21 protein-coding genes are annotated in these 21995 nt (G+C 27.0%); all 21 read left to right on the top strand.

Features of this window, described 5'->3' with window-relative positions; genetic code table 11:
- Positions 1-93: 93 nt before the first annotated feature.
- The 21 genes from FGL08_RS09615 (at position 94) to spoVAE (ending at position 21982) form a co-directional block, all read left to right on the top strand.
- Complete coding sequence (locus FGL08_RS09615; protein WP_138210581.1) at positions 94-1197, top strand: Gfo/Idh/MocA family protein; 1104 nt, start codon at positions 94-96, stop codon at positions 1195-1197.
- 18 nt (positions 1198-1215) lie between these two features.
- Entirely contained in the window at positions 1216-1965 is a 750-nt protein-coding gene (locus tag FGL08_RS09610; protein ID WP_138210580.1) for an acyltransferase, read from the top strand.
- A gap of 412 nt (positions 1966-2377) precedes the next feature.
- Positions 2378-3901, top strand: coding sequence for a polysaccharide deacetylase family protein (locus FGL08_RS09605; RefSeq protein ID WP_138210579.1), 1524 nt, complete (start codon positions 2378-2380; stop codon positions 3899-3901).
- 93 nt (positions 3902-3994) lie between these two features.
- Positions 3995-5092, top strand: a complete 1098-nt coding sequence (locus FGL08_RS09600) for a leucine-rich repeat domain-containing protein (RefSeq protein ID WP_138210578.1) — start codon at positions 3995-3997, stop codon at positions 5090-5092.
- 7 nt (positions 5093-5099) lie between these two features.
- On the top strand, positions 5100-6482 hold the full coding sequence (locus FGL08_RS09595) for an O-antigen polymerase (RefSeq protein ID WP_415578616.1): 1383 nt from the start codon (positions 5100-5102) through the stop codon (positions 6480-6482).
- Positions 6483-6515: 33 nt separating this feature from the next.
- A complete protein-coding gene (locus FGL08_RS09590) occupies positions 6516-7604 on the top strand; it encodes a glycosyltransferase (protein WP_138210576.1) in 1089 nt (362 codons plus the stop codon).
- A gap of 176 nt (positions 7605-7780) precedes the next feature.
- On the top strand, positions 7781-8863 hold the full coding sequence (locus FGL08_RS09585) for a glycosyltransferase (protein ID WP_138210575.1): 1083 nt from the start codon (positions 7781-7783) through the stop codon (positions 8861-8863).
- A gap of 14 nt (positions 8864-8877) precedes the next feature.
- Positions 8878-9936, top strand: coding sequence for a non-hydrolyzing UDP-N-acetylglucosamine 2-epimerase (gene wecB / locus FGL08_RS09580; RefSeq protein WP_138210574.1), 1059 nt, complete (start codon positions 8878-8880; stop codon positions 9934-9936).
- Between the two features lie 117 nt (positions 9937-10053).
- Positions 10054-11304: an O-antigen ligase family protein gene (locus FGL08_RS09575; RefSeq protein WP_138210573.1), complete on the top strand. Its 1251-nt coding sequence runs from the start codon at positions 10054-10056 to the stop codon at positions 11302-11304.
- A gap of 144 nt (positions 11305-11448) precedes the next feature.
- The gene (locus FGL08_RS09570; protein WP_138210572.1) at positions 11449-12102 is read left to right on the top strand and encodes a sugar transferase; all 654 of its coding nucleotides are present in this window, start codon (positions 11449-11451) and stop codon (positions 12100-12102) included.
- 70 nt (positions 12103-12172) lie between these two features.
- Positions 12173-12904 carry a WecB/TagA/CpsF family glycosyltransferase gene (locus FGL08_RS09565; protein ID WP_243117972.1) on the top strand — a complete coding sequence of 244 codons (732 nt, stop codon included), beginning with the start codon at positions 12173-12175 and terminating at the stop codon, positions 12902-12904.
- Positions 12901-14310 carry a flippase gene (locus FGL08_RS09560; protein WP_341472377.1) on the top strand — a complete coding sequence of 470 codons (1410 nt, stop codon included), beginning with the start codon at positions 12901-12903 and terminating at the stop codon, positions 14308-14310. Before FGL08_RS09565 ends, FGL08_RS09560 begins: the two co-directional genes overlap by 4 nt.
- A 13-nt stretch (positions 14311-14323) precedes the next feature.
- Entirely contained in the window at positions 14324-15442 is a 1119-nt protein-coding gene (locus tag FGL08_RS09555; RefSeq protein ID WP_138210571.1) for a glycosyltransferase family 4 protein, read from the top strand.
- Between the two features lie 315 nt (positions 15443-15757).
- Entirely contained in the window at positions 15758-16393 is a 636-nt protein-coding gene (locus FGL08_RS09550) for a cyclodeaminase/cyclohydrolase family protein (protein WP_138210570.1), read from the top strand.
- A 148-nt stretch (positions 16394-16541) separates the two neighbouring features.
- Positions 16542-18284 (top strand): Eco57I restriction-modification methylase domain-containing protein, encoded by a 1743-nt coding sequence (locus FGL08_RS09545; RefSeq protein ID WP_138210569.1) that lies wholly within the window; start codon positions 16542-16544, stop codon positions 18282-18284.
- Positions 18285-18376: 92 nt separating this feature from the next.
- Entirely contained in the window at positions 18377-18712 is a 336-nt protein-coding gene (gene spoIIAA, locus FGL08_RS09540) for an anti-sigma F factor antagonist (RefSeq protein WP_138210568.1), read from the top strand.
- A gap of 13 nt (positions 18713-18725) precedes the next feature.
- Complete coding sequence (gene spoIIAB, locus FGL08_RS09535) at positions 18726-19154, top strand: anti-sigma F factor (RefSeq protein WP_138210567.1); 429 nt, start codon at positions 18726-18728, stop codon at positions 19152-19154.
- 9 nt (positions 19155-19163) lie between these two features.
- The gene (gene sigF, locus FGL08_RS09530; RefSeq protein ID WP_138210566.1) at positions 19164-19916 is read left to right on the top strand and encodes an RNA polymerase sporulation sigma factor SigF; all 753 of its coding nucleotides are present in this window, start codon (positions 19164-19166) and stop codon (positions 19914-19916) included.
- Positions 19917-20084: 168 nt separating this feature from the next.
- The gene (spoVAC, locus tag FGL08_RS09525) at positions 20085-20570 is read left to right on the top strand and encodes a stage V sporulation protein AC (protein ID WP_138210565.1); all 486 of its coding nucleotides are present in this window, start codon (positions 20085-20087) and stop codon (positions 20568-20570) included.
- A gap of 36 nt (positions 20571-20606) precedes the next feature.
- Positions 20607-21626 (top strand): stage V sporulation protein AD, encoded by a 1020-nt coding sequence (spoVAD, locus tag FGL08_RS09520; protein WP_138210564.1) that lies wholly within the window; start codon positions 20607-20609, stop codon positions 21624-21626.
- Entirely contained in the window at positions 21626-21982 is a 357-nt protein-coding gene (gene spoVAE, locus FGL08_RS09515; protein ID WP_138210563.1) for a stage V sporulation protein AE, read from the top strand. The genes spoVAD and spoVAE overlap by 1 nt, the downstream gene beginning before the upstream one ends.
- Positions 21983-21995: the final 13 nt, after the last annotated feature.

The raw sequence follows: 21995 nt of genomic DNA, 5'->3' as shown, positions 1-21995 counted from the left end.
ATCATTAGTGAGATGGATATTAAAATTTATGATTTTTTTATTGAGTTATAATATAATAAGTTAGTAAAGATTAAGAAGAGAGGATGTAATGGTATGTTAAAATTTGCTATAATCGGATGTGGGAGAATATCATATAAACATGTAGAAGCACTAATTAGCAATAAAAGTGAGGCTATCTTAGTTGCTACATGCGATGTCGTAGAGGAAAAGGCAGTTGAAAAGAAAAATCAATACATAGAAGCAATGGGATCAGATTTCCCAGTAAATATATACACAGATTATAAAGAAATGTTAGAAAAAGAAGATATAGATGTAATTGCAATAGCTACAGAGAGTGGATATCATCCAGAAATAGCTATTTACTGCATGAACCATAAAAAACATGTTATAGTAGAAAAGCCAATGGCCCTTTCCATAGAAGATGCTGATAATATGATTGCATGTGCCAAAGAAAATGGAGTTAAGTTATGTGTGAGTCATCAAAATAGATTTAATAAACCAATACAAGAATTAAGAAAAGCTATAGATGGGAATAGATTTGGAAGACTTGTTAACGGGACTGCAAGAATACTTTGGAACAGAAATATGGGATACTATAATCAGGCACCTTGGAGAGGTACATGGAAACAAGATGGTGGAACCCTAATGAATCAATGTATACATAATATAGACTTGCTTCAATGGATGATGGGTGGAGAAATAGATACTGTTTATGCCCAATGCGATACATTTTTAAGAGATATTCAAGCAGAAGATTTTGGAGCAATAGTTATAAGGTTTAAAAATGGTGCTATTGGTATTATAGAAGGTAGTGCTTGTGTATATCCAAAGAATTTGGAAGAAACTCTAAGTATATTTGGAGAAAAAGGAACTGTGTGTATAGGTGGACTTGCAGTAAATAAAATAGAAACATGGAGATTTGAAGATGAAAAAGATGGGGAAGAAGAAGCTATTTTATTAGCACAAGATGGAGATCCGGATACAGTTTATGGATTTGGACATAATCCACTATTTGAAGACATGATAGCTGCAATAAAAGAAGATAGACAACCACTTGTAAGTGGAGAGGAAGGAAAGAAGGGAATGGCTATTATATTAGCTGCTTATAAATCAAGGCTAACAGGAGAAGCTATAAAGTTCCCATTAGAAAAATTCTCTACTATGGAAATGGTAGATGTCGAAAAGATAAAAAAATAGTATATATGGAGAAATAATATGGATATTAATTATATATCAGAAAAGGCCGTTTTAGGGCAAAATGTAAAAGTGGGTAGGTTTTCTATTATAGAAGGTTATGTTACCATAGGAGAAAATTGTATTATAGGAAATAATGTTGTTATTCATTCAGGAAGTATTATAGGAACTAACGTTAGAATTGATGATAATACAATAATTGGTAAACAACCTATGAGAGCTGTAAATAGTATATTTAAAAATGATAAAGTATTTGACCCTTGCAGAATACATGATGAATGTTTAATTGGAGCGGGAACAATTATATATGTTGGATGTGAGATAGGATCTAAAACCTTAATTGCCGATTTAGCAGTAGTTAGGGAAGATGTAAAAATAGGAGAAAAAACTATTATAGGAAAAGGCGCTACTATTGAAAATTTCTGTACTGTAGGTTCGAATTGTAAAATACAAACTAATGTATATTTGACAGCTTATTCAGAAGTAGAAGACAATGTTTTTATAGCTCCATGTGTCGTAACTTCAAATGATAATTATGCTGCAAGATCAAAAGAAAGATTTGGTAAATTTAAAGGGGTAACAGTTAAGAAGGGTGGAAGAATCGGAGCAGGGGCGATAATTTTACCAGGTAAGCTTATAAAGGAAGATGGATTAGTTGCTGCAGGGGCTGTGGTTACTAAAGATGTTGAAAAAGAGGTTATAGTAGCTGGGAATCCTGCTAAATACTTTAAAAGCGTTCCAGAGGACCAATTACTTAGAAATCAGGAATAGAAATTAATCATTTTGGAATGGAGTACAAGTTGATAATTTAATATAAGGTATTTGTAACCCAAATACCTTATATTATTGTTATAAACATTTTACTTAAAATGTTTATAACATATTTATAGAAATTATAAAGGAAAGTATGTATTGCAAAATCTTTTCAAATAAGTTTTATAAATGAATATTGGACAAGCATAAGATATTGCGTTAAACATCAAACATCCTTATAATAATATGATCTATATTTCGAAGAGAATAAATGTAAATAATGGTGAGTATGGAAGTATGATTTTAAGAAATTAAAATATTAAATGAAAGTTGAGTTTAATATTAAACATAGAGTATTTTTGTCAAAAAAGATAACAAAATTTCAATATAAAACAAAAAATACAGTTAGGACTTTATTCAGGAGAAGAGTATGATATATATATATATACAAAATAAGAGGTATTTAAAGAATATAAGATATGTTTTTGATATTATATTTTTTAATTTAGGATTAAAATATGAGTATATAAATGATGATGAAGTAAATGTTAATGAAGAAGATATATTAATAACATATACATTTGATAATACTAAAGGTGAGTTTTATAACTTATTTAAAAATCACATTGACTTAAAAGATAGTTTGAGATTATTTAACGATGATTATTATATGAATGACAGTAGTATTAATAATATAGATGTAAAGAAAGTTGATTTATATAAAAATAATGAAATAATTTCATTATTCTGTGATGAAAAAGAGCTTTATCTAAATATATTACAAGATAATGAAAATACTATTTATAACACAAATTTTGATTTTATTTCGGATATATTTTTTATGCTTACAAGGTATGAAGAAGTTATAAATAATAAGGTAGTAGAAAATGAAACACATAATAGATTTTCAGCACTAGAATCAGTAGCATTTAAAAATAATTTTTTAAATAGGCCTATAGTAAATGAGGATATAGATTTTTTATGGGAACTTATCAATAATTTTAATTTAGGTTATGAAAGAAAAGAATGGTGGGGAGAACAAAAATTTGCTGTTTGTTTAACACATGATGTTGATAAAGTTTTTAAATATTTGAATTTTAAAAGTGAAATAAGAAATTCCATGAGATATTTAATAAAGGAAAGATCTTTATATAAATGCATAAAGAATTTTATATTATATATTCAAAGTAAGTTAAATTACAAAAATGATCCATATTGGAATATAGAAGATATATTAAATCTGGAAAAACAAAAAGGATTTAAATCTAGTTTTTACTTTATGAGTGGAGGAACTTCTAAACTAGATAACTATTACAATATAAATGATCCTAGAATTAAAGGCTTAATTAAGGTTGTTGAGGAAAATGGATTTGAAGCAGGATACCATGCAAGTTTTAATAGTTATAATGACATTTCACTTATGAAAGAAGAAAAACAAAGGTTAGATAATATAATTAGTTCAAAAGAATATGGATGTAGACAGCATTATTTAAGATTTTCTACACCTAATACATGGAATCAGCATGAACAAGTAGGATTAAAGTATGATGCTACATTAGGGTATGCTGATAGACAAGGTTTTAGATGTGGATATTGTTTTCCATTTAAACCATATGATATAGTTAACAATGAGGTTTTAAGCATATGGGAAATCCCCTTAATTATTATGGATGGCACATTAGCAGGTAGTAACTATAGTAATTTGAGTGTAGAAGAAGGGATTGCTGAAATAAAGGAATATATAAAAATAATCGAAAAGCATAAGGGAGTCTTTAATATACTATGGCATAATTCCTCTTTTGATCAATTAAATAGTGTATGGAATTTATGGAAAAATGTCTATGAAGATACTCTTGATTATGTTTCTTGTAAAGATGCATTAGTTACATCTGGTTTAGAAGTTTTACAAAATATAGAGGAAAAATGTGTATCAAAAGAAAAAGAACTTGTTTAAGATAGTTGACTAATAAAAAATAAATATATTAATTTAGAATTTAAATTAATATTATATATGATAGAGATTCAATCTTAAGATTTGGAGGTAGTTATGAAAGAAGCTTTCAATAAAATAAAAAAACTAATTTTCAACAAAAGAATGATTTTCTGCATTTCTTTTTTGATTGTTTTAGGTATAGGATTTGCTGTAATAAGTATTTCTAAAATAAAAGGTGAAAACAATAATGATATAGTTTTAGATAATAAAGAAATTGTGTTTAAAGATATAAATTTAGAAAAAGCAGTAAGAGAAACAATAAAAAAGCCTATTGGTAAAATATATAGAAAAGACATTATGAATATGCAGAGATTAGATGCATCTAAAAGAGAGATTAAGGATTTAGATGGAATAGAAAACTTATCAAATTTAAATATGCTAGATTTGCAAAAAAATAAAATTTTAGATATTTCACCAATAAGGCAATTAAAAAAATTAGATGAACTATATTTAAACAATAATAACTTATATGATATAGGTCCATTAAAGGAGTGTAAACAATTAAGAGAGTTATATATTTATAATAATAATCTAATAAGTGCTGAAGATATAAAGAATTTAAATTCCTTAATTATTTTAAAAATTGGAAGTAATCATATTGAGAGTTTAAAACCAATTACAAATTTAAAAAATCTAAAGGATTTAGATATATCCAAAAATATACTATCGGATATATCGGATATATATACTTTAGAGAATCTTAGTGTATTAAATATAAATGATAATAATATACGTTCACTTGATGGAATGGAGAAGATGAAAAGTTTAACTGAACTTTATGCTAAAGGAAATGCCTTAGAGAATATAGATTCTTTAAGGGAAATGAAATCAATCATAAAGTTAAACATAAGTGAAAATAGAATAAAAGATATAGCTGTGTTATCGAACTTAGAACAAGTGGAGGACCTCAATATAGCCTCAAATTTTATTAAGGATATAAATGTTTTTAAAAACTTTTCAAATTTAAAATGTGCTGATATAAGAAGAAATCATATAACAAATTTAGAACCCTTAACTAATAATAAGAAAATTGAGGAAATTTATTTAGAGGAGAAAGCAGATATAAAATATATAAAAAAGTTTAAAAATCAAATTAAAAATGCTGATGTATATACAAAGGCAAAGTTATTAAACGAAGAAATTTTTAAATGATTGGGTGATGAATTTGAAATTTATGTTAGTAATAAGTACACTTTTTTTAAGTTTATATCTGTTTTATAAAGCTAGTGGAACTCTTAATTTACAAAAGTTAAATATTATATCATATTTATTTTATTTATTTATTATGCATGATTTTTTGGGTGCCAGCCTAGTTTATTTAGGACTTACGGATCATTATTTAATAAGAAAAATTACAAGTCATAGTACCATAGATAAGACTTATTATATTATCTGTTTTGTAGCAATAGCCTTGCCATTATCAATGGTAATAATATCAAAAATATTAAAGGTAGATGTAAGAAAACAGTATAATACGTATTTAAAGTCTGAAGTGAATTTAGAAAATGAAAATTATATATTTTTAATAACTCTTGTAATAAGTTTTATTTGTATATTTTTCTCTTCCCTAATGTTTTTAAAGATGGGAAGAATACCTTTATTAGATTTAATTTTTAATAGAAAGCTTTCCAATACTGGAGTACAAAGAATCTATATATCTAATGCTAACTTTATAAATCCATACATTAGAAATATATTAGTATTAGGATTTACTCCATTACTTTCATATTTTTCTTATATATATTATAAATGTACTAGAAGTAGAAGTTGGTGTATATTGTTTTATGTATTATTTATATTTTCATTATGCATAAAAACTTATAATTACGCTAAATCACCAGTAATAACTTATATGTTTATATTTCTTTTAATTAATATAGTTATTAAGGGGAGAATAAAAAGAAAGAGCTTGATTATATTTACAATTCTTAGTGCTTTTGCTCTTATAATAATTTATATTAAGTTTGGATATGTTAGTGATAAATTTATAGATATATACAATGGTCCTTTAGGAAGAGTTATATTTACTCAAATAGCAACTTTATTTTTACACGTTGATTTATTTCCTATGTATATACCATATTTAAGTGGAAGAAGCTTTTCACCTACAATATTAAAAATTTTTTATCCAGGAGCTAGGCATATTAGATCAGGAAGAGCGGTTATGAAATTTTATAGTCCTGAAAAGGTAGTAGCTGGAACTGCTGGAGTTATGAATACATTATTTGTAGGAGAAGCATACGCTAATTTTGGCATGTATGGAGTTATATTGGGAACTTTGTATGTAGGGGTATTATTTGAATTAATTTTTATATTCTTTATAAAAAGACAAAAAACGCCTATAAATATAATTATGTATATATTTTTAACTTTTAGTTTGGTATCATCTTCACAGAGTGGATTTGTTGATTATATATATAGCTTTAGTATTATAAGCTCATTAGGATTGCTTATTTTTATACTAATATCATCAAAGCTTTTAGCTAAAAAACAGTATTGTAGAAACATTATAGATAATCTAGAGAAGTTCAATAGTAAATAAAAATAGAATAGTTAGATTAAAGGACTGATTAATTTGGAATGTAAAAGATGTATATTTCACGTACCTTATTATATAAATTTAGATTGGCCATCTGGAACAAATATAAGACCAATTAAGCTTATAGAGGCTTTTAAAAACATAGGATATGATGTAGAGGTAATAAGTGGATATGGAGAAGAAAGAAAAAAGAAGATTCTGGATATAAAAGATAAAATTAATTCTGGGATTAAATATGAATTCTTATATACTGAAAGTTCTACTGAACCTACATTATTAACTGAAAAAAATCATATACCTAAATATTTAACTTTAGATTTTTCATTTTGGAAGTTTTGTAAGGCTAGAAATATAAAAATAGGTCTTTTTTATAGAGATATATATTGGGCTTTTGATGAATATTCTAAGAGTGTTGGTTTTTTAAAAAGTAATATTGCTAAAATTTTTTATAAATATGATTTAATAAAATATAATAAATTGGTAGATATGCTATATTTACCTTCTATAAAAATGAAAGAGTATATCCCAATAGATATAAAAACAAAAGTTAAAATGCTGCCACCAGGAATAAATAAGATAGTTGAAAATTCAACTAATACACATGAAGAGTTAAATATCTTTTATGTAGGTGCTATAACAGGGCTTTACAACCTAGAAAAACTGTTTAAAGTAGTAAATGATATTGAAGGTATAAAGCTTACGGTTTGTTGTAGGGAAAAGGAATGGGCAGATAATAGATATATTTACGAAAAGTATTTACATAAAAATATAAATATTGTTCATGGATCTGGAGATGATATTGAAAGATATTACTTACAAGCGGATGTTTTAAGCTTATTTTTTCAACCAAGCGAATATAGAAAATTTGCAATGCCTATTAAATTATTTGAGTATATAGGATATGGAAAACCAATGATTGCTACAAAAGGGACAGCAACAGGAGAGTTTGTTGAAAAATATGATATAGGCTGGAATATAGAATATAGCGAAGAAGCTCTATTTGATTTATTACTTGATGTGCTTAGAAATAAGAAATTAAAAGAAAAGTCTCAGAATATAAAAAATATAATTCCTTTAAATACATGGGAAGAGAGATGCAAAGTTATAATAGAAGATCTTTCTTAAATCTTAATGGTGAGCTTTATAAATAGTTTTTTTAAATGATAAAATAAAAGATGATTCTAATAATTTTACAAAAAGATTTATTGGATTTTTATATGTTCACCTATATATTTTTTAAATTAAATAAGCTATAACAGATATAAAATTGCATAAAGTAATACATTATTAGGAGGAAAAGGATGAAGGTATGTTACTTGTCGGATGCTAATAGCATACATACTAAAAAAATGTGTGAATTTTTTAGTGAGAGGGGCTATGAGATTCATGTTATATCTTTGAACTATGGTGAAATTAATAATGCTACGGTGCATAGTTTTGATATGGATATGAAATTAATTAAGAATAAAACTGGTATTAAGAAATTAAAATATATTTCTTTTATAAAAGAGATAAGAAAGATAATAAGTAAAATAAATCCCGATATAATTCATGCTCATTATGCTTCTAGTTATGGATTTTTAGGTGCACTTTCTGGAAAACATCCTTTTGTATTATCTGTATGGGGAAGCGATGTGTTTGATTTTCCTAAGAAGAATTTTTTAAATAAGATACTATTAAAGTATAATTTAAGTAAAGCAGATAAAATACTTTCAACTAGTAGTGTTATGGCTAAAGAAACTGCTTTATATACAAATAAAAAAGTTTATGTAACACCTTTTGGAGTCGATATTAATTTTTTCAAACAAGATACAAGTAAAAGAGATGAAGTAAAAAAAGAAATAGTGATTGGAACGATAAAGTCTTTAGAGGCCCATTATGGTATAGAATATCTAATAAGAGCTTTTTCAGAAATGACTTTTACAAATCAGAATTTAAGATTAGAAATAGGCGGTGTAGGAAGCCAAAAGGAATTTTTGGTTTCATTATCTAAGGAATTAAATATAGAAGATAAAGTTAAATTCTTAGGATTTTTAAATAGGAATGATGTTGTTAAGAAGTTTAATGATTTTGATATAGCAGTTTTCCCATCTACTTTAGAAAGTTTTGGTGTAGCAGCTGTAGAGGCACAGGCCTGCGGTATTCCAGTTATTGTGTCTAATGTAGGAGGACTTCCTGAAGCTACTTCACCTAATATTAGTAGTTTACTTGTAGAGAAAGGGAATATTCAAGAACTCAAAGAAGCCTTAGAGAAATTGGTTAATGATAGCGAGCTAAGAAAAACTATGGGGGAAGCAGGAAGAAAATTTGTTGAAGAGAATTACAATATACAAGATAATTTTAATAGTATTGATAAGATATATAAAGAATTAATAAATTATTAAAGGGAGATGCATTTATGAAGATTATAACAGTGGTTGGTGCGCGTCCTCAATTTATTAAGGCAGCAGCAGTTTCAAATGTCATAAGAAAAGAACATGAAGAAATATTAATACATACTGGACAGCATTATGATGAAAATATGTCAAAGATTTTTTTCGAAGAACTAAAGATACCTAAACCAGATTATAATCTGTCAGTTGGTTCTGGTGGGCATGGCGAACAAACTGGTAAAATGTTAATAGAACTTGAAAAAATTTATTTAAAAGAAAAACCAGATTTAGTTTTAGTTTATGGCGATACAAATTCAACTTTGGCTGGTGCATTATGTGCAAGCAAGCTTTTAATTCCAGTAGCTCATGTAGAGGCTGGTCTTAGAAGTTTTAATATGTCAATGCCAGAAGAACAAAATAGAATATTAACAGATCATATATCTAAATTTTTATTTGTTCCAACAGAAACAGCTGAAGGCAACCTTTCTAATGAAGGAGTTAATGAAGGCGTTTATAATGTAGGCGATGTAATGTTTGATGCTGTGCTTCATTTTAAAAGGTTAGCATGTGAAAAAGAATTTATACTAGATAAGATTGGAATTAAAGAGAATGAGTATATTTTAACTACTATTCATAGGGCAGAAAATACAAATGATATCAATAGATTAAAGAATATTATCGAAGCACTAAATGAAAGTGATAAAAGAGTCATCCTCCCCTTACATCCAAGAACTAAGAAGTATATGATGGACTATGGTTTGAATTTTAATGAAAATATAAAAATAATAGATCCAGTAGGATATTTAGATATGATAACTTTAGAGATGCATTCACAAAAGATTGTTACTGATAGTGGTGGTGTTCAAAAAGAGGCATTCTTCATGCATAAACCTTGTGTAACAATGAGAGATGAAACTGAGTGGGTTGAAACTGTTCAAAATGGATGGAATATAATTGTTGGAACAGACAAAGATAAGATATTGGATGCTATTATGCATTTTATACCAACTAAAGAGCAAAAAGAAATTTTTGGTGATGGAAATGCAGCAGAGAAAATTCTGTCTATAATAAACAGAGGACTTTAATGAAAATTTAGATAAGATCATACATAGAACATTACTCAAGAGAAAATATAGCAAGAAAATTAGAGAAAATATTATTATAACTTAAATAAGGTATTTTCTTCATTAGGAGATAAAAGAATGAGTTTATTAGAGTCTTTATTAGTTTACTTAATTTATACGTATATTATAGTCTTACCTATAACACCAAGTAAATTTATGATAGGAAAGAGGATTCCTTTTAATGGGGATAGTATAATTATAGTTATAATTATATTTTATATAATAAATCTAATATTTAATAAGGAATCTAGGGGAAGATTTATAAGTGGAATCCAGAACTCTTTTAAAGATAAATTTTCTATTTGTTTAGTTGTGTGGATTTCCATGATGTTTATTTCTATTACATATTCTGCAGATAGGAAATTAGCTTTAGGTGAAAGTGTAAGATTCTCAACATATATAATTTTATTCTTTATTATAAAATATGAGATATATAAGAAAAGTACTTTAGACAGGATCTTGAATGTTATAACTGGAACTATCCTAATAATAGATGTAGTAGGGATTATTGAATATTTTAAGGGAATGGGCATAGTTCAGGGGAGTGGCTCAAATTCATTTTTAAGAATAGTATCCACCATAGAAAATTCTAATAATCTAGGGGCACTATGTGTACTTCTTCTTTTCCCATACATAATGCTTGCTATAAAAGAGAACAATAATATTAAAAAGATTTTATATACTAGTATATCATTCCTAACAGTATTCAATATTATATTATCATTTTCTAGGAATGCTTTTATTGGATTGTTTATAGGTTGCTTAGTTTTTATATTTACTTATAATATAAAATTGCTTTGGGGACTTGGTACTATAGTGCCATTAACTCTTTTACTACCTAAAGTACGAAATAGAGTAAAAGATATAGGTAATATATCTCAAAACCTATCTAGAATAACTTTATGGGAAATAGCCTTTTTAATGATAAAAGATCATCCTTTTTTGGGAGTAGGTGCAGGGAATTATAGAGCTTATTATAAACAATATGTGAGTAAAGTAAAGTACTTAGGCTATAGTGCCTCTAGTAAATTTCATCCTCATAATATATATATAAAATCCCAGGTAGAGCTTGGTATAATAGGATTATGCTCATTATTATTATATTTAATTTTTAATTTGAATAATATTATAAAATTTTATAATACAGTGGAAGAAAAACATTATAAATACTTTTATAAAGGATTTATAAGCTCATTAGTTGCATTTATGATAATGAATTTTATAGATAATTTCTTTTCAGCTCCTAAAGTTATAGGATTCTTTTGGATTATAATTGCGATAGCTAATTCATATCAATATAATATAGACAATCAAAAGCTCAACATGTAAATTAAGGTTAAAAAAACATCCTATATTACAATAGCATATTTTTGCGATATAGGATGTTTTTTACACCCATGTTGTAATAATATAAGTTTTTTGCTATATTATAAATGATATTTTAAATTTTTTATATTACATCTAGGAGGAACTATGGAAAAGAATTTACCCAAAATAGATATTGAGAAAGACATAAAAAATAAAAAGTTTCAATTTCTGATTAAAAGGTTTTTTGATATATTATTATCTTTATTTGGAATTATAGTTTTATTACCGATTTACATAATATTATTTATATCTATAAAGTTAGATTCAAAAGGTGGAGCTGTTTTCAAGCAAGTGAGAGTTGGAAAAAATGGAAAGAGGTTTACGATATATAAATTTAGAACTATGATAGTTAATGCGGAGAAGAAATCTGAATTAGATATCGATCCATCAGACCTTAGTAACTTTGTATTCCAAAGTAAGTCAGATAATAGAGTAACCAGGGTTGGTTCATTCTTAAGAAAGACAAGTTTAGATGAACTTCCTCAATTATTTAATGTTTTAAAAGGAGATATGAGTCTTGTAGGACCTAGGCCGGAAATTCCAGATGTAGTTAAGTACTATCCGGATGAATATGCACAAAGACTTCTGGTTTTGCCAGGGATAACTGGACTTGCTCAAGTAAGTGGAAGAGGGGAAATAGAACTAGGGAAGACTGTATTTTATGATCTAACTTATATAAAAAACTTTTCAGTATTTTATGATTTTAATCTATTAATAAAAACAGTAGTTTCAGTTGTAAAAAAAGAAGGGGCTTACTAATTAAATATAAATGTAAGAGAACATTGTTTAAACATTGTTCTCTTTTAATATAAAATGAAGGTGGATGAAAATGTTTAGTAAAATACTTTTTTATAATATATTTAACCAAGGGAAGAAAGAGCTTCTAGATGAAATCGAAAAAAGGGACAAGGTAAATATAATATCTGGAAATCCAGAAATATTATATTCAGGGCTATATAATGATATCCTAAAAGAATGTTTTACAGATAAAACTGCTCTTATAATACCAGATGGAATAGGTACGGTAATATCGTCTAAATTAGTTAATCAGCCTGTAAAAGAAAAGATTGCAGGAATTGAAGTAATGGATCTAATTATAGAAAAAGCCTATAAAGAAAATAAGGGTATATACTTAGTTGGTGCTAAAAAAGAAATTATTGAAAAGTGTATTTATAATTTAAAAGAAAAATATGAACATTTAAATATCTTAGGACATCATGATGGATATTTCTCTATGGACAACTGTGAGGAAATTATAGAAGATATAAAAAATAAAAAACCGTATGCTTTATTTGTTGCTATGGGTTGTCCAAGACAAGAAACATTTATATGGAGAAATATAAATGAGCTACCGTGTAAGGTATTTATGGGGGTTGGAGGAAGTTTTGATGTTTTATCAGGTAATACAAGTAGGGCACCTGAATTTATGATTAATATGGGTCTTGAATGGCTTTATAGAACTTTTAAAGAACCTTTTAGGATAAAGAGGCTATTTGTAATACCAAAGTTTATAATAAAGGTATGCTTTTATAAGAAAGGTGGAAGAGGGTGTGAAAAATAAGTAAGATAATTAAAAATGTCCTTTCTCTAGGATTTGCTAATATTTTTGCACAACTTTTTGCTTTTCTTTTTATTATGTATTACACTAAGATTTTAAATCAAGACTCTGTTGGTTTAATTAATTTAGCACAATCAATTTTGGTATACTTTACTATGATGACCTTATATGGTCTTCAGACATATGGAACAAGGGAAATAGCAAAACATAAGGATAACATAGAGGATTATGTACAACATATAATAATGATTAGGCTTATCATAGCATGTGTTTCATTTTTACTATTGATAGTTATCTCTATTGGATCTAATAAAGGGAGTTCATTTACATACATAGTAATTCTTTATGGACTTACATTATTTCCAACAGCCTTTAATCTTGATTGGGTTTATTCAGGAATATCTGAAATGCAACATAATGCAGTTTACAATAGTATTAAAAGTTTTACTCCTTTTATACTTTTAATACTATTTTTAAGAGAAAATAATAATATTTTTATTATACCTATATGTACATTTTTGGGAGTTTTTTTAGCCAGTATATATCACCTAATTATTTATAAAAAGAAGAATTTTAAATTTAAAATAAGCTTTGATTCAGAAAAAATCATGTATTACCTAAGAGAAGCTTTTCCTTTCTTTTTATCTGGAATGTTATCTATGATAAACTGTAATGTGGATTCCATTATAATAGGTTTTTTAATAGGCAATCAAGAGCTGGCTATTTATTCTACAGGTTATAAAATTATATTCTTTCTAATTAATTTAATAAGTATAATATTCATACCGATTTTTCCCAACTTAATAAGTTACTATAATAATAGGGATATGCATAAGTTAGAGATATTATTATCTTATCTAGGTAAAATAATAGTAATGATAGCAACACCTATTTTAGTAGGTTCTATCATGCTTTCAAAAGAGATAATGGTATTTTTATTTAAAGAGGAATATGTAGCTTCGGCAACTTCTTTTAATATACTATCTGTTTATATATTTATATTGTTTTTACGTGAAACTTACGCATATAGTTTAAACGCATGGGGGAAGGAAAAGTTTTATTTAAAAGTGGTATCTATATCGTCTATTATTAATCTAGTGTTAAATTTTATTTTAATACCTAGGTTTGGTATTAATGCTGCAGCGGTTACTACAGTAATATCTGAATTATTTAATTTATTTTTAATGAGAAAAGAAGCATGTAAAATAGTTAAAATTAGTTATATAAATAGTTTGTATAAAATTATACTACCAGTTGCAATAATGGCAGTAGGCATTAAAATACTTTCACCTTTTCATGTCTTAATAAAAATATTATTATCAATAATTATATATTTTAGTTCAATACTATTATTTAAATATATTTCTATAAAAGAACTTAAGAGTATAGTAAATAAGAAAAGTAATTGAGGTGACTGTTAATATGAAATATTGCGTATTATATCCAAATACATGGAACGTAAATTTGGTGAAGGAAATGGGGATGATTCCTTATAAGCTACATAAATTATATGACTATGATGCTAAGATAGCTTGTTATAAAAATGAAGAAGAATATTCATATTTAGAGGATGAGGTAAAGGGATTAAAAATTGATTTTATAAAGAAGACTACTGGAAATTATGCTATTGATGGTGTTTTATATCTATTGAAACATAGCAGAGAAATAGAAACACTTCAAATCTTTCATATTACTTTTTACTCTATGTGCTATGCTATAGTATATAAACTTTTAAATAAGGATGGTAAGACTTATTTAAAATTAGATTGTAGTCATAAGTTAATTGATAAACTTAAATCTTTAGGCAAATTTAGAATGTGGATAATTAATTATTATTTAAACAAAGTTGACCTTATAAGTGTTGAACAAAAAAAATTATACTCAGAGTTAAAAGAACTTTTACCAAAGCAAAAGGATAAAATAATAAATATACCTAATGGAGTAGATTTTAGTTTTTTAGAAGAAAATAATATAAGGTATGATTACGAATCTAAAGAAAATATTATCTTAAATGTTGCAAGAATAGGGGCAGAAGAAAAAAACACTCCATTACTACTAAATGCTTTTTCAAAAATAAGAGCTATAGAGAATTCTGGATGGAAATTATATTTGGTAGGTCCAATTGAAGAAGACTTTAAAGAATATATAAGTACATTCTACGAAAATAATCCTAAATTAAAAGATATAGTTATATTTAAGGGGGAAATAAGAGACAGAAGAGAACTTTTTACCTTATACAAAAAATCTAAAATCTTTACACTTACCTCTGAGTTTGAGAGCTTTGGTATATCATTCATAGAAGCTGCAGCATTAGGAAATGCTATAATTTCAACAGATGTAGGCATAGCTAATGAGATTGTATTAAATGGTGGTGGAACTATAGTATCTAATAATAATGAAGAGATATTGAAAAATAGTTTTGAAGAATATATCTACAAGAACGATATTGAAATTACTTGCAATAGATCATATAAATACTGTTTATACAACTATAACTGGGATAAGATAATAAATAATTTGCACAATAGTATAAATAAGTAATAATATGTTTGTAAACAGATGTTGTATGTAGATAATGAAAGTAAAAAATACAACTTAGTCTTTTTATAAGTACTATAGTAGTTACAATTATATAATTAGTATATTAAATTATAAACCTATATAAACATAAAAAATGCATATAATATCTCATATAAGAGGTTATTATATGCATTTTCATATAATAAAAACTATATTCATATATTATATCTATAATACTAAAATTAGCGTACTAATCATACAAATTTTAATATAAAAAAATTCTTCCATATGTTATATTATATATAAATAAAATGAAAAGAAAAGGGGGCGTTAAATGTGCTGGAGAATAAAACTGTAAGAGGATATGTAGATCAATTGAGTTCTAGTGAACCGATTCCAGGTGGTGGAAGTGTAGCAGGATTATGTGCCGCACTTGGAAGTGCATTAAATAGTATGGTTTTTAGCCTAACAGTTGGAAAAAAGGCTTACAATGAATTAAGTATGGAAGAAAAGAAAATTATAGATGAACATTATGATAAAAGTTTAAAATTAAAAGATGAATTTATGGATTTAATGAATAAAGATGCTCAAATTTTCAGTAGATTTATTGAGATTTTTAAACTACCAAAAGAAACAGAAGAACAAAAGAAAATGAGAGCAAATAAGCTGGAACAAGGATATAAAGAAGCATTACAAATTCCATTAGAGACTTTAGAAAAAAGTGAAATTTTATATGACTATATTTTAACTGCTTCAAAGTATGGGAGTAAGGGTGTAATTTCTGATGCTGGTGCTGCTGTAATTATGTTACATGCTGCACTAGAGACTTCAATTATCAACATAAAAATAAACCTTAATGGAATAAATAATAAAGAGTTTAAAAGAGAGATTTTACAAAAGTGTACTAAAATAGAACAATCAACTTTATCTAAGAAAGCTGAAATAATTAAAATAGTTGAAGAAAGAATGTAGTAGAATTTAAATTCAAATGATATTTATAAAAATAACTTACACTTAATATAAAATATTTAAGTAGTAAGTTATTTTTATATAATTATGTAATTAAGTTATTATGATATAATTATTATGTTTAAATAAAGATGATGGATGGTAAATAGTAATGAATGATACTACATATGATGATTTTAAAAAAGTAATAAATGATTTTTATTCATCAATATTAATAGAAGGAAAGAACAACTTTTCTACTTTCAATAGGACATATAAAGGGATTTTAAAAGGTAGATATAAAAATTTAGGTGAAATGTACAATGAAATTTTGCAAGAAAAGAAGAATAAGGGGGTAGTATATACTCCTGAATATATAGCTATATATATTATTAAAAATACTATAAAAGAAAAGTCAGTTATAGAAAATCCTTTTTTAAAGATATGTGATCCAAGCTGTGGTACTGGAAATATATTAATACCTACTTTTAAGTACTTGTACAATATATATATAAATAATTTAGAGTATATAAATAAGAAGCATAATTTAAATTTAAATGATAGTAATGTACGAGTACATATATTAAAAAATAATATATATGGATATGATGTGGATACCATAGCATTAAAAATATTAATTATAGAATTATTTTTAAATAGTGGAATAATCAGTACTAACTTTATGGAAAAAGATTTTTTAATAGAGATAAAAGAGAGAAAATATGATGTATTCATTGGAAATCCTCCTTATGTAGGGCATAAAAATGTAGGAAGAGACTATTTTCAGAAGGTAAAAGAGAAGTTTAGTGATATATATAATAGTAAGGCAGATTTAAGTTATTGTTTTATAAAAGAAGAAATAGAAAACTTAAAAGAAGATGGTAAATTAGGAGTTATTATTTCTAGGTATTTTATAGAAGCTGCCAGTGCAGAGGGATTTAGAAAATATTTAAAAGATAATAGTAATTTATATAAAATAGTAGATTATTATGGTATGAGACCTTTCAAAAATGTAGGAGTAGACCCAGCAATTATATTTTTAAATAAAAGAAGTGAACAAGGGAAAATACAAGTTATAAAGGCAAAAGAAGTTAATAAAGAGGATATACTTAATATTTTAAGAGAAGAGGAAAAGTATTGTAAGAAATTCTTTATTGAACAAAAAAAATTAAATCTATCTCCTTGGACCATAGTATCATATGATGAACAAAAGATTTTGGATAAAATCATAAGTAAGGGAACTGAAGTTTTAGAAGGTATAGCAAAGAGTTATCAAGGAATAATAACAGGTTGTGATAAAGCATTTGTAGTAGATGAGGATTATATTAATAAGAATAATTTAGAAAGGGATATTATAAAGCCTTGGATTAAAAGTAGCGATATAAATAAAGGGTTTATCAATTTACCAAATAAATATTTGATATATAGCAATAACATAATTAGTGAAGAGACATACTTAAACACTATAAGACATATAGGTAAGTATAAAAATATACTAGAAAGAAGAAGAGAATGTTTGAAAGGATATAGGAAATGGTATGAACTTCAATGGGGAAGAAATAAGGAGGTTTTTCAAGAGAAAAAGATAGTGTTTCCTTATAAGTCTAAGAATAACAGATTTTCCATAGATGAAGGTAGCTTTTTTAGCGCAGATGTTTATGCATTAAGATTAATTAATGACGATGAGTATTCATATAGTTTTTTAGTAAACCTATTAAATTCACCTATATATGAATTTTATTTTAAAAGTTTTGCTAAGAAATTAGGGGGCGAACTCTATGAATATTACCCCAATACTGTGATGAAGCTTTTAATTCCTAAGAAAGAGATACATAGTTATAGCTATGAAGAACTTATTAAATATTATGATATAACACTAGAAGAAGAAAAAATTATAAGTACTTGGATAAAATAAATATATGTTAACAAATTTAGTAAATAAAAGTGTGGCATTAATTGGAATAAAGTGTTATAATTGTAATGAAGTATTTCTTAAGGAGGATAAATATGTATTTAGAGTTCGAGAATTTAGAAGATAAATTAGTGGTACATATGCGTGGGGAATTGGATCATCACAGTGCAGAAGAAGTTAGGAACAAGATTGATGATAGATTAGATAGAGACAGTATTGCTAAACTTATAATGGATTTTAATGGTATAACATTCATGGATAGTTCAGGTATAGGTGTTGTAATTGGAAGATATAAAAAACTAAATATGAAAAACGGTGATATTGCCGTAATTAGAGTAAATAATCCTGTAAACAAGGTGTTTGAACTATCAGGCATGTATAAAATAATCAAAAATTATGGAACACTTGAAGATGCATTAAAGCATATGTAATGGGGGGAGAAAGATGTATAAGAATATGATGAAGTTAGAATTCTTGAGTAAATCACATAATGAAAGTTTTGCAAGGGTTACTGTTGCAGCTTTTGTATCTCAGCTAGACCCTACCATTGAAGAATTATCTGATGTAAAAACAGCTGTATCAGAAGCAGTAACAAACTCTATTATACATGGTTATGGTGATACAGAAGGTTTAATTACCATTGAATCTTATATTGAAAAAAATGAACTTACAATATTTATATCAGATAAAGGTAAGGGAATTGATGACATAGATCTTGCAGTACAACCTTTATATACTTCGAGACCAGATTTAGAACGTTCAGGCATGGGATTTACAGTAATGGAAACATTTATGGACAGTATGGAAGTTATATCTACTAAGGGTGAAGGTACTAAGGTTGTTCTAAAAAAAATATTTAAATCAGTAAGCTAGGTGGGTGTAATGAATAACAATGAAAACTTAAATAATCTTAATTATGACGATAATATAGAACTTATTAACAGAGCTAAAACAGGAGATAAAACAGCTTTAAACCAAATAAGTGAACTGAATTTTCCATTAGTGGCTTCTATATGTAAGAAATTTTTAAATAGAGGATATGAATACGAAGATTTATTTCAAATAGGGTGTATAGGACTTGTGAAAGCTGTCAATAATTTTGATTCTAAGTTTAATGTTAAATTTTCTACTTATGCTGTTCCAATGATAATGGGAGAAATAAAGCGATTTCTACGGGATGATGGTATTATAAAAGTAAGTAGAAGTGTAAAGAGCACTGCAAAACAATTACATTATGATAGGGAGAATTTAACTAATAAATTAGGAAGAGAACCTAGTATAGAAGAATTGGCTAAGTATTCTAATATGGATAAAGAGGATATAGTTTTTGCCCTAGAGGCTATTTCTGGTCCACAATATTTATATGATACTATACATCAAGATGATGGTGCACCAGTACTTTTAATAGATAAAATAAGTAATAATTATGAAGAAAGTGAAAGTATAGTTGATAAAATAGCTTTAAAAGAATTACTACGAACCTTAGATTTTAAGGCTAGACAAGTAATAGTTTTAAGGTATTTTAAAGATAAAACTCAAGTGCAAGTTGCTAAGGTTTTGGGTATAAGTCAGGTACAAGTTTCTAGAATTGAGAAAAAAGTATTAAAACAAATGAGAGAAAAATTAAGTGGCTAGAATAAAATTTAATAAATATAAAAAACTTTAATTAAGCATCTTATATTTAAATATTTAAATATAAGATGCTTAATTTTTGGTTAAAAAAAAATTTTTTGCAAAAACTATTATTAAATTTATAGTAGAGTGAAAGGTAGGTGAAAATCCTGAAATTATTCAGGATATAGGGTGAAAAATCAAAATAAAAGTAATAAGAAGAAAGAGGAATTAAAAGATAAAAGTTTAAGAGAGGAATTTCAAAAAATAAAAGAAGAAAAGAAACCCAATCCCCCCATTTTTATACACTGTATTAGGGCATTCTGGGTGGGAGGATTAATTTGTACAATAGGTGAGTTTATTAATACCATATATTTAAGGTTTGGATTTGATAAGCAAGCTTCTGCAGCTTTAGTTTCAATAACTATGATTTTTCTGGGTGCATTTTTAACTGGTATAGGGATATATGATAAAGTTGCAGAATATGCAGGAGCTGGTAGTGTAGTACCTATAACTGGATTTTCTAACTCTATAGTATCTCCAGCCATGGAATTTAAAAAAGAGGGATTTGTATTTGGGGTTGCGGCTAAAATGTTTACTATTGCAGGCCCTGTATTAGTCTATGGTATAACTTCATCTGTAATTGTAGGAATTATATATTACTTTTTTGTTATATAAAGTAAGTTTATAAAAATATATAAGGCGGTGGTAGAAGTGTCTAAAAAGGTGGGAAAACAGACCTTAATTATGGAAAATAAACCAAGAATAGTTTCCACATATAACATTGTAGGTCCAATGGAAGGGCAGGGACCATTAAAAGATTATTTCGATACAATATTAGAAGATGATCTAAATGGTCAGGATACTTTTGAGAAAGCAGAAAGTAGTCTTCTTTATGTATCTATCGAAGAGGCTATTAAAAGAGCTAACTTAAAAGATGATGATATTGATTTTTTATTTGCAGGTGACCTTTTAAATCAATTAACGGCATCTAACTTTGCCATAAGGGATATAAATATACCTTTTATTGGATTATATGGAGCATGTTCGACTATGGCCCTTTCGTTGAGTATGGCAGCCATGGTTATGGATGGGGGATTTGCTAAGTTCACTGTGGCAGCTACATCTTCACATTTTTCAAGTGCAGAAAGACAATTTAGAAATCCATTAGAATATGGATCTCAAATGTCTCCAACTGCTCAACGGACCGTAACTGGATCTGGAGCAATGGTACTTGGTAAGAATGGAGATTATCCATATGTTACTCATGTAACATTAGGAAAAGTAAAAGATTATGGGGAAACAGATCCTAACAATATGGGATCTGCAATGGCACCAGCTGCAGTGGATACTATAAAGCAGCATTTAGATGATACAAATAGAAAACCAAATGATTATGACCTTATAATAACAGGAGATTTAGGTAAATTAGGAAAAGATATAACTGAACAATTACTGCGTCAATATGATTATGATATAAGTAAAGTTTATAAGGATTGTGGCATTGAAGTTTTTGATGCTGAAAAACAAGATGTTCAGTGTGGCGGTAGCGGATGTGGATGTTCTGCTGTCGTTACCACAGGATATATATACAAAAATATGTTAACAAGAAAATTAAAAAGAGTGCTATTAGTGTCAACTGGAGCATTGATGAGCCCAACATCTTCTCTTCAAGGAGAAAGTATTCCTAGTATAGCGCATGCTGTTGCTATAGAAATAGGAGGTAAAAAATAATGAACTATTTAATGAGCTTTATAGTAGGTGGAATAATTTGTGTAATTGCTCAAATATTAATGGATACAACAAAACTTACCCCAGCAAGAATACTAGTTAGTTTTGTAACAATAGGTGTAATATTAGGGGCTTTTGGATTATATGATAAACTTGTGGCTATTGGAGGAGCTGGAGCCACAGTGCCATTACCCGGTTTTGGTAATACACTAGCTAAAGGTGTAATTAAAGAAGTTGAAGCAATAGGGTTCTTAGGGATATTTACTGGTGGCATAAAAGGTACGGCTGCTGGAATAGCAGCGGCAATCGTATTTGGGTATACCGCAGCTTTGATATTTGAACCTAAAACTAAAAATTAAAATAGGATAGCAT

This window comes from Hathewaya histolytica (genome assembly GCF_901482605.1).
In the GTDB taxonomy this organism is placed as follows: domain Bacteria; phylum Bacillota; class Clostridia; order Clostridiales; family Clostridiaceae; genus Hathewaya; species Hathewaya histolytica.
The sequence above is the reverse complement of the archived record's forward strand: the minus strand, read 5'-3'. Positions and strand labels throughout refer to the sequence as shown.

What these genes read in the sequence shown, in the direction of transcription:
- wecB (WP_138210574.1), top strand. Translation starts at nt 8,878, where the DNA reads ATGAAGATTATAACAGTGGTTGGTGCGCGTCCTCAATTTATTAAGGCA.
- FGL08_RS09605 (WP_138210579.1), top strand. Translation starts at nt 2,378, where the DNA reads ATGATATATATATATATACAAAATAAGAGGTATTTAAAGAATATAAGA.
- FGL08_RS09575 (WP_138210573.1), top strand. Translation starts at nt 10,054, where the DNA reads ATGAGTTTATTAGAGTCTTTATTAGTTTACTTAATTTATACGTATATT.
- FGL08_RS09595 (WP_415578616.1), top strand. Translation starts at nt 5,100, where the DNA reads ATGAATTTGAAATTTATGTTAGTAATAAGTACACTTTTTTTAAGTTTA.
- FGL08_RS09610 (WP_138210580.1), top strand. Translation starts at nt 1,216, where the DNA reads ATGGATATTAATTATATATCAGAAAAGGCCGTTTTAGGGCAAAATGTA.
- FGL08_RS09565 (WP_243117972.1), top strand. Translation starts at nt 12,173, where the DNA reads ATGTTTAGTAAAATACTTTTTTATAATATATTTAACCAAGGGAAGAAA.
- spoIIAB (WP_138210567.1), top strand. Translation starts at nt 18,726, where the DNA reads ATGTATAAGAATATGATGAAGTTAGAATTCTTGAGTAAATCACATAAT.
- FGL08_RS09615 (WP_138210581.1), top strand. Translation starts at nt 94, where the DNA reads ATGTTAAAATTTGCTATAATCGGATGTGGGAGAATATCATATAAACAT.
- FGL08_RS09585 (WP_138210575.1), top strand. Translation starts at nt 7,781, where the DNA reads ATGAAGGTATGTTACTTGTCGGATGCTAATAGCATACATACTAAAAAA.
- FGL08_RS09570 (WP_138210572.1), top strand. Translation starts at nt 11,449, where the DNA reads ATGGAAAAGAATTTACCCAAAATAGATATTGAGAAAGACATAAAAAAT.
- FGL08_RS09555 (WP_138210571.1), top strand. Translation starts at nt 14,324, where the DNA reads ATGAAATATTGCGTATTATATCCAAATACATGGAACGTAAATTTGGTG.
- FGL08_RS09600 (WP_138210578.1), top strand. Translation starts at nt 3,995, where the DNA reads ATGAAAGAAGCTTTCAATAAAATAAAAAAACTAATTTTCAACAAAAGA.
- FGL08_RS09545 (WP_138210569.1), top strand. Translation starts at nt 16,542, where the DNA reads ATGAATGATACTACATATGATGATTTTAAAAAAGTAATAAATGATTTT.
- sigF (WP_138210566.1), top strand. Translation starts at nt 19,164, where the DNA reads ATGAATAACAATGAAAACTTAAATAATCTTAATTATGACGATAATATA.
- spoVAE (WP_138210563.1), top strand. Translation starts at nt 21,626, where the DNA reads ATGAACTATTTAATGAGCTTTATAGTAGGTGGAATAATTTGTGTAATT.
- spoIIAA (WP_138210568.1), top strand. Translation starts at nt 18,377, where the DNA reads ATGTATTTAGAGTTCGAGAATTTAGAAGATAAATTAGTGGTACATATG.